Origin of the sequence: Crenobacter oryzisoli (genome assembly GCF_030385785.1) — a bacterium.
GTDB classification, from domain to species: domain Bacteria; phylum Pseudomonadota; class Gammaproteobacteria; order Burkholderiales; family Chromobacteriaceae; genus Crenobacter_A; species Crenobacter_A oryzisoli.
On the sequence record NZ_JAUEDK010000023.1, the window covers coordinates 72,873 to 80,044 of the forward strand.

Consider the following 7,172-nt stretch of genomic DNA (forward strand, 5'->3'; position numbering starts at 1 on the left):
TTGTTGCATGTCCAGCGTTTGCTGGAGGGCTGGGTTACAGCCCCAGCTCGCGCCACATTGCGTCGACCCGCTGTTTCACCGCGCCGTCCATCTGGATGGTGCGGCCCCATTCGCGGTTCGTCTCGCCCGGCCACTTGTTGGTGGCGTCGAGGCCCATCTTGCCGCCTAGGCCCGATACCGGGCTGGCGAAGTCCAGGTAGTCGATCGGGGTGTGGTCGATCAGCGTGGTGTCGCGCACCGGGTCCATGCGGGTGGTGATCGCCCAGATCACCTCCTGCCAGGAGCGGGTGTCGACGTCGTCGTCCACCACCACGATGAACTTGGTGTACATGAACTGGCGCAGGAAGCTCCACACCCCCAGCATCACCCGCTTGGCATGGCCCGGGTACTGCTTCTTGATCGACACCACCGCCATACGGTAGCTGCAGCCCTCCGGTGGCAGGTAGAAGTCGACGATCTCGGGGAACTGCTTCTGCAGAATCGGCACGAACACCTCGTTCAGCGCCACGCCCAGCACCGCCGGCTCGTCGGGCGGCTTGCCAGTGTAGGTGCTGTGGTAGATCGGGTCGGGGCGGTGGGTGATGCGCTCCACGGTGAGCACCGGGAACCAGTCCTGCTCGTTGTAATAGCCGGTGTGGTCGCCGTACGGGCCTTCCAGCGCGTACAGATAGCCGTCCACCTCCTTCACCGGCACGCCGTGTTCCGACACGCCCTCGAAGCCTGCCGCGCACGGTGTCAGTACCCCCTCCAGCACGATCTCGGCCGAGGCCGGCACCTGCAGGCCGTTGCCGACGCTCTTCACCAGTTCGGTCTTGCTGCCGCGCAAGAGGCCGGCGAACTGGTATTCGGACAGCGTGTCCGGCACCGGTGTCACCGCGCCGAGGATGGTGGCCGGGTCGCAGCCGAGCACCACCGACACCGGGAATGGCGTGCCGGGCTTGGCCGAACGGTGCTCGCGGAAGTCCAGCGCGCCACCGCGGTGCGCCAGCCAGCGCATGATCAGCTGGTTCTTGCCGATCAACTGCTGCCGGTAGATGCCGAGGTTCTGGCGCTTCTTGTGCGGACCGCGCGTTACCGTCAGCCCCCAGGTGATCAGCGGGGCGATATCGCCCGGCCAGCAGTGCTGGATCGGCAGGGCGGTCAGGTCGACGTCGCCGCCCTCGATTACCACCGCCTGGCAGGCGGCCTTCTTCACTTCCTTCGGCGCCATGCTCAGCACCTGCTTGAGCAGCGGCAGCTTGTCCCAGGCGTCCTTGAAGCCCTTTGGCGGTTCCGGTTCCTTCAGGTAGGCCAGCGTCTTGCCGATCTCGCGTAGCTGCATCACGTCGTCGGCACCCATGCCCAGTGCCACGCGGCGCGGCGTGCCGAACAGGTTGGCCAGCACCGGCATGGCATAGCGGCGGCCGTCGGTTTCCGGCGCCTCGAACAGCAGCGCCGGGCCGCCGGCCTTCAGCACCCGGTCACCGATCTCGGTCATCTCCAGGCGAGGGGAGACTGGGTGGGTAAGTCGTTTCAGCTCACCTTGTTTTTCGAGCTGAGCGATGAAATCTCGCAAATCGGTGTATTGCATGACGTTCTCATGATCTAGCGCAAGGTTGGCAAATGCGTGTTTGCATACGATTTGCCCCGGTTGCCGCACGCTACTGCCGGGGCGCTCCGGCGTCAACGCGTGAGGTTGAGATTCTGTTTAAGCTGTGGAGCAAAATAATGAAGAAGGTACTCACTCTGGCCGTGTTGTCCGCGCTCGGTGCCAGTAGCGTATTCGCCGGGCAAGGGGACCTCCTGGCGCGCTTTCGCGTCATCAACGTCGATCCGGACACCAAGGTCGATCACACCTTGTCGACGCTCGATGTCGACGCTGATAACCAGACCGTGCCGGAGCTAGACTTCACCTACATGGTCACCGACCATATCGGCGCGGAGCTGATCCTGGCGACCTCGCGTCACAAGGTCAGCTCCAAGCTGGGCGATCTGGGCAAGGTCAGCGCGCTGCCGCCGACGGTGACCTTGCAGTACCACTTCAATCCGGAAGGGCAGATCCGCCCGTATGTCGGTGCCGGCGTTAACTACACCCGGTTCTATAACGTGGGCCTGAGCTCCCCCTTGGGCGACCTGACCGTCGACCAGAATAGCTGGGGGCCGGCATTGCAGTTGGGCACCGACGTGGCGATCAACAAGGACTGGTTCGTCAACGCCGACGTGAAGAAGATCTACATGAAGACCGACGTGAAAGGCACCTCGGGGGCGATCGCCGGTGCCAATCTCGGCACGCTGAAGCTCAACCCGTGGGTATTCGGCATCGGTATCGGTACCAAGTTCTGAACCACGGCAGGATGTGGGGACATCGGCCAGTGCGGCGCCCATTACGGGCGCCGTTTTGCATGACTTGCGGCTACAATCGGTAGACATTATCCAATTCCGATTGGGGAGAGATGCATGAAAAGCTGGGTTTCCCAGGCGATCCACAAGATCGAAGCCGATTTCAACCGCTCTAGCGATACCCATCTGATCCCACTGTCCATTCCGGCACTGCCGCAGATCCAGCTCTACTTCAAGGACGAGTCGACCCACCCGACCGGCAGCCTCAAGCACCGGTTGGCGCGCTCGCTGTTCCTGTACGGCCTGTGCAACGGCTGGATCGATGAGGGCTCGACCATCATTGAGGCGAGCAGCGGCAGCACTGCGGTGTCCGAGGCGTACTTCGCGCGCTTGCTCGGCCTGCCGTTCGTGGCGGTGATGCCTCGCGGCACCTCGGCCGAAAAGATTCGCTCGATCGAGTTCTACGGCGGACGCTGCCACCTGGTCGACGACCCCGCGACGATCTATGCCGAGTCGGCGCGGCTGGCGAAGGAAACCAACGGTCACTACATGGACCAGTTTACCTATGCCGAGCGCGCCACCGACTGGCGTGGCAACAACAACATCGCCGACACCATCTTCAAGCAGATGGCGTACGAACCGAATCCGGAGCCGCGCTGGATCGTCTGCGGCGCCGGCACCGGCGGCACCAGCGCCACCTTCGGCCGCTACGTGCGCTACCAGCAGCTCGACACCAAGATCTGCGTGGTCGACCCGGACAACTCGGTATTTTACGAAAGCTATTACTCTGGCAGGACCGATTGTCAGTGTGAGGGCGGCTCCGGTGTCGAGGGCATCGGCCGGCCGCGCGTCGAGCCGTCGTTCATACCGTCGGTGATCGACAAGGTGATCCGCGTGCCCAATGTCGCCAGCTATGCGGCGATCCATTTCCTCGAGGAAGTGCTCGGTCGCAAGTGCGGTGGCTCGACCGGCACCAATCTGTTCGGCGTGTGCGAGCTGGCCAGCGAGATGGTGCGGCGCGGCGAGGAGGGCGCCATCGTCACGCTGATCTGCGACGACGGCAGCCGCTACCTGAACAGCTACTACGATGCGCGCTGGCTGGCCAACCAGGGACACGACATCGCGCCGTGGCTGGAACGCTACCGCCGTTTCTTCTATGACGGCCAGTGGCAGGTTGGTGGCTGAAGGCTGTTGCCAAACCGCGTCATTGTTTGATTGCAAGTGAATCGCCGCCGCCCTTCGGGCCGCGGCGATTTTTTATAACGAAAATAGCTACTTACCCAGGCTATTTCCCTACACATGACAGTGCGCCAGAACATCACCTTTCCGCTGCCGATGGCCGGCTGGGATGAGAAGAAGATTGAGGCGCAGGTCGACGAACTGCTCGAGGACGTGCGGCTGACCCAGTTTGGCCAACGCTTCCCGCACGAGCTGTCCGGCGGCCAGCGCCAGCGCCAGCGCGTCGCGATCGCCCGCGCGCTGGTCGACCGGCCGCGCCTGTTGCTGCTCGACGAGCCGCTGTCGGCGCTCGACGCCAAGCTGCGCGAGCAGATGCAGATCGAACTGATCAATCTACAGAAGGAGGTCGGCATCACCTTCGTCTACGTTACCCACGATCAGGGCGAGGCGCTGGCGTTGTCGCACCGCATCGCGGTGATGAGCCACGGCCAGGTCGAGCAGCTCGACGTGTCGGAGCGCATCTACAGCCATCCGAAGAACCGCTTCGTCGCCGACTTCATCGGCCAGTGCAATGTGCTCGAGGGCACCATGGCGGTCGACGGCACGACGATGAGCGTCGCGCTGAAGGGCTGCGGCGAAGTGAAGTGCCAGAGCGTGCCCAACGCCAAGCCCGGCCTGAGCGGCCGGCTGGCGCTGCGCCCGGAGAAGGTCAAGCTCGACAAGGAACTGGGTCGTCACCCCGACGATACACACTTCAAGGGCCGCGTGCATGACTGCCTGTGCCTCGGCGACGTGACCATCTACCTGGTCGAGGTCGCCGACGGCGTGATCATCGAGGCGATGCTGCCGAACAACATCCCGGGTGTCGCCAAGTTCTTCGACAACGGCGACGTGGTCGAGGTCGCCTGGCGTTTCGACGCCGGCAACTTCCTGGCGGAGTAGGCTGACATACTGCACAACCGACTCGGCAAGTGGCTGCTCTCGTGGTCGCCGCTCGTCTACCTGACGCTGTTCTTCCTGATCCCGACCGCGATCACGTTCGTCGCGGCGTTCCGCAACCCAGGCGACTACGGCGGCCTAGCCCCGATGTACAACATCGAAGACGGCAAGCTGCTGAGGGACCTGACGCTCGACAACTTCCACCGGCTGGTGGAAGAGCCGATCTATTTCGAGCTGTTCGTCAAATCGGTCGGCTACGCGGGGCTTACCACGCTGCTGTGCGTGCTGATGGCTTACCCGCTCGCCTGGCTGATCGCCACCACCCACAAGAAGTGGCGTGACCTTCTGCTGTTGATGGTGATTTTGCCGTTCTGGTCGAACTTCCTGATCCGCATCTACGCCTGGATGATCATCCTCGGCCCGCAGTCGGCGTTCACCCTGTCGATCGACGACTTCGTGATCACCTTCTTCACTGCCGGTGCCGGTGCCGGTGCATCGACACTGCCGCTCGAAATCTACTCGATGATCAAGATCTCGGTGACGCCGGAGGTGAATGCAGTATCGAGTCTGCTGATGCTGCTCACCCTGGTGCTGATCGTGATCGCGTCCAAGGTGTCCCCGAGCGCACTGCGCGGCGGCAACTGAGAGCCGCGCGCCAGACTCTCCCGGCGTTGCTGCGCTGCCTTGCCGTACTACTGGTACTGTCCGCGGCAGCGACGCCTAGCCGGGATCGCTGCGCTGAGTCTGGATCACGATTCGAAGTCCAGCGTTCGGCTAATGTTGGCCGAGTCCCCGTTTTCACCGCTTTACGCTGTACCACGCCAATAAAAAGGGGATTGTTATGAAGAAGCGGCTGCTGGGCCTCGCGCTCGCCGCCGCGGCCAATGCCTACGCCGCCGACACGCTGCACCTCTACAACTGGAACAACTACCTGTCCGACGCCACGGCCAAGCGCTTCGAAGCCTACTGCAAGTGCAAACTGGTGCAGGACCACTACGGCGACAACGAAGAGATGCTCGCCAAGCTCGCCGCCGGTGCAAAGGGCGACGACATCGTGGTGCCGACCTTGATCGGTCAGGGCAAGACCCAGGCGCGCGACAAGGCGCAGCTGCCGAACTTCAAGAACATGAACGGCGCATAACTGAACAGCTTCTTCGACAAGGGCAACCAGTACTCGGTACCGTATGCGTTCACCACCACGCTGCTCGGCTACAACGAGACCAAGCTGAAAGTGCTGGGCGTTCTCGACAAGGCCAATAGCTGGGTGCTGATCTTCAATCCGGCCATCCTCACCAAGCTCAAGAGCAAGGTCACCGTGCTCGATTCGCAGCGCGAACTGATGTCCGCGGCGCAGACGTACCTGGGCAAGCCGACCAACAGCACCAACCCGGCCGACTGGAAAGCCGCCAAGGAGGTGATCCTGAAGGCCAAACCGTACTGGGCCGCCTTCAACAACCAGAGCTACATCAAGGAGCTGACCGTCGGCAACATCTATGTCGCCTTCGGTTACTCCAACGACATGTACCAGGCCCAGCAGGACGCCAAGAAGGCCGGTCGCAAGTTCGCGATCAACTTCAACCTGCAGAAGGAAGGTAACACCCTGTCGATCGACAATCTGGTGGTGCTGAAGGACGCCCCCGCGCAAAGACTTGGCGTACAAATTCGTCAACTTCATGATGGACGGCCAGAATGCCGCAGACATGACCAACCAGATGGGCTCGGGCAACCCCAACGCCGTCGCGGTGAAATTCGTTAAGCCGGAGATCGTCAAGATCTCGGCGATCTTCCCGGCCAAGGGCGATGTTGCCCGCCTGCAGCAGCTGCAGGATCTGAAGGCCAAGGACCGTCGCGAACTCAACCGTGTCTGGTCCGAAGTGAAGCTGAAGTAAGTTCAGTTTTATAGAACAACGCCCGGGTTGGCCGAAAGGCCACCCGGGCGTTTTGCTATCTATATATAGGATATAGGCGAGATCAGAGCAGGCTCAGGCGTCGTAGCTCGCCTATCGTGGTGATATGCACATCCACATGGGCCGGCCGTTTCGGCTCGGCGCTGATCCAGACCGTCTTCATCCCCAGCTCTTTCGCCGTCTTCAGGTTCAGCAGCGAATCCTCCACCATGATGCAATACGCCGGATCGAGCTCGTGCTCCACCAGCACGGTGCGAAACGCATGGGCGGCCGGTTTGGGTTGGTAGTCCACCTGTTCGACGCCATACACCGCGTCGAAGTGGCGGGTGATGCCGATCGCTTCGAGCACCTTGCTGACATAATGGAGTGGCCCATTCGACAAGAGGTACTTGCGCCCCGGTAGCGCCGCCAGCGTCTCGTCGACACAGGCGTCCCAGCTGAGCATCGCCAGCAGCTCGTCGAGCGGGTGGGTCTGTTCCAGGAAATGCTGCGCGTCGATGCCGTGGTTGGCGACCAGACCGTGCAGCGTCGCACCGTAACGGGCCCAGTACTCCTTGCGCAGCTCGTTGGCCTGCAGCTCCGTCAGCTGCAGCTCCCGCATCATATATGCGGTCATCGACCGGTTGATGTGGGGGAATACCGCACGGCTCGCATCGTGCAGGGTGTCGTCGAGGTCGAAAATCCAGGTCGGCTTCACAGTCGGTCTCTCTAGCGCGGAACGGAACACTGCATTATCTCCCGTCATTGCAGCAACTGCAGTACGCAATGGCAGGCGATTTTCTATAATTACTTTAAAGCTAGGCCGGTGCCAACCGGCCCGGGGGGGGG

At 62.2% G+C, this 7,172-nt stretch carries 9 protein-coding genes; 7 read left to right on the forward strand and 2 right to left on the reverse strand.

Annotated elements, in window-relative coordinates; translation table 11 throughout:
- Nucleotides 1–34 precede the first annotated feature (34 nt).
- Complete coding sequence (gene ubiD / locus QU481_RS13660; protein WP_289830579.1) at nt 35–1,570, reverse strand: 4-hydroxy-3-polyprenylbenzoate decarboxylase; 1,536 nt, start codon at nt 1,568–1,570, stop codon at nt 35–37.
- Between the two features lie 137 nt (nt 1,571–1,707).
- Between ubiD and QU481_RS13665 the strand changes: the two genes are divergently transcribed.
- The 7 genes from QU481_RS13665 to QU481_RS13695 all read left to right on the forward strand — a co-directional run bounded on the left by QU481_RS13665 (nt 1,708) and on the right by QU481_RS13695 (nt 6,326).
- Nucleotides 1,708–2,322, forward strand: a complete 615-nt coding sequence (locus tag QU481_RS13665; protein ID WP_289830580.1) for an OmpW/AlkL family protein — start codon at nt 1,708–1,710, stop codon at nt 2,320–2,322.
- Nucleotides 2,323–2,436: 114 nt separating this feature from the next.
- Nucleotides 2,437–3,504, forward strand: coding sequence for a PLP-dependent cysteine synthase family protein (locus tag QU481_RS13670; RefSeq protein ID WP_289830581.1), 1,068 nt, complete (start codon nt 2,437–2,439; stop codon nt 3,502–3,504).
- 114 nt (nt 3,505–3,618) lie between these two features.
- Nucleotides 3,619–4,440, forward strand: coding sequence for an ABC transporter ATP-binding protein (locus QU481_RS13675; protein WP_289830583.1), 822 nt, complete (start codon nt 3,619–3,621; stop codon nt 4,438–4,440).
- A 144-nt stretch (nt 4,441–4,584) separates the two neighbouring features.
- The gene (locus QU481_RS13680) at nt 4,585–5,082 is read left to right on the forward strand and encodes an ABC transporter permease (protein WP_289830584.1); all 498 of its coding nucleotides are present in this window, start codon (nt 4,585–4,587) and stop codon (nt 5,080–5,082) included.
- A 196-nt stretch (nt 5,083–5,278) separates the two neighbouring features.
- Complete coding sequence (locus QU481_RS13685; protein WP_289830585.1) at nt 5,279–5,578, forward strand: type 2 periplasmic-binding domain-containing protein; 300 nt, start codon at nt 5,279–5,281, stop codon at nt 5,576–5,578.
- 60 nt (nt 5,579–5,638) lie between these two features.
- Entirely contained in the window at nt 5,639–6,193 is a 555-nt protein-coding gene (locus QU481_RS13690; RefSeq protein WP_289830590.1) for an extracellular solute-binding protein, read from the forward strand.
- Nucleotides 6,180–6,326 carry a hypothetical protein gene (locus tag QU481_RS13695; RefSeq protein WP_289830586.1) on the forward strand — a complete coding sequence of 49 codons (147 nt, stop codon included), beginning with the start codon at nt 6,180–6,182 and terminating at the stop codon, nt 6,324–6,326. Before QU481_RS13690 ends, QU481_RS13695 begins: the two co-directional genes overlap by 14 nt.
- 82 nt (nt 6,327–6,408) lie before the next feature.
- Here the strand turns inward: QU481_RS13695 and QU481_RS13700 are convergent, their stop codons facing one another.
- Entirely contained in the window at nt 6,409–7,041 is a 633-nt protein-coding gene (locus tag QU481_RS13700) for a pyrimidine 5'-nucleotidase (RefSeq protein WP_289830587.1), read from the reverse strand.
- Between the last annotated feature and the right edge of the window lie 131 nt (nt 7,042–7,172).

Excerpts from the sequence above, each read along its gene's own strand:
- QU481_RS13670 (WP_289830581.1), top strand. The coding sequence starts at position 2,437 with ATGAAAAGCTGGGTTTCCCAGGCGATCCACAAGATCGAAGCCGATTTC.
- QU481_RS13685 (WP_289830585.1), top strand. The coding sequence starts at position 5,279 with ATGAAGAAGCGGCTGCTGGGCCTCGCGCTCGCCGCCGCGGCCAATGCC.
- QU481_RS13680 (WP_289830584.1), top strand. The coding sequence starts at position 4,585 with ATGTACAACATCGAAGACGGCAAGCTGCTGAGGGACCTGACGCTCGAC.
- ubiD (WP_289830579.1), bottom strand. The coding sequence starts at position 1,570 with ATGCAATACACCGATTTGCGAGATTTCATCGCTCAGCTCGAAAAACAA.
- QU481_RS13675 (WP_289830583.1), top strand. The coding sequence starts at position 3,619 with ATGACAGTGCGCCAGAACATCACCTTTCCGCTGCCGATGGCCGGCTGG.
- QU481_RS13665 (WP_289830580.1), top strand. The coding sequence starts at position 1,708 with ATGAAGAAGGTACTCACTCTGGCCGTGTTGTCCGCGCTCGGTGCCAGT.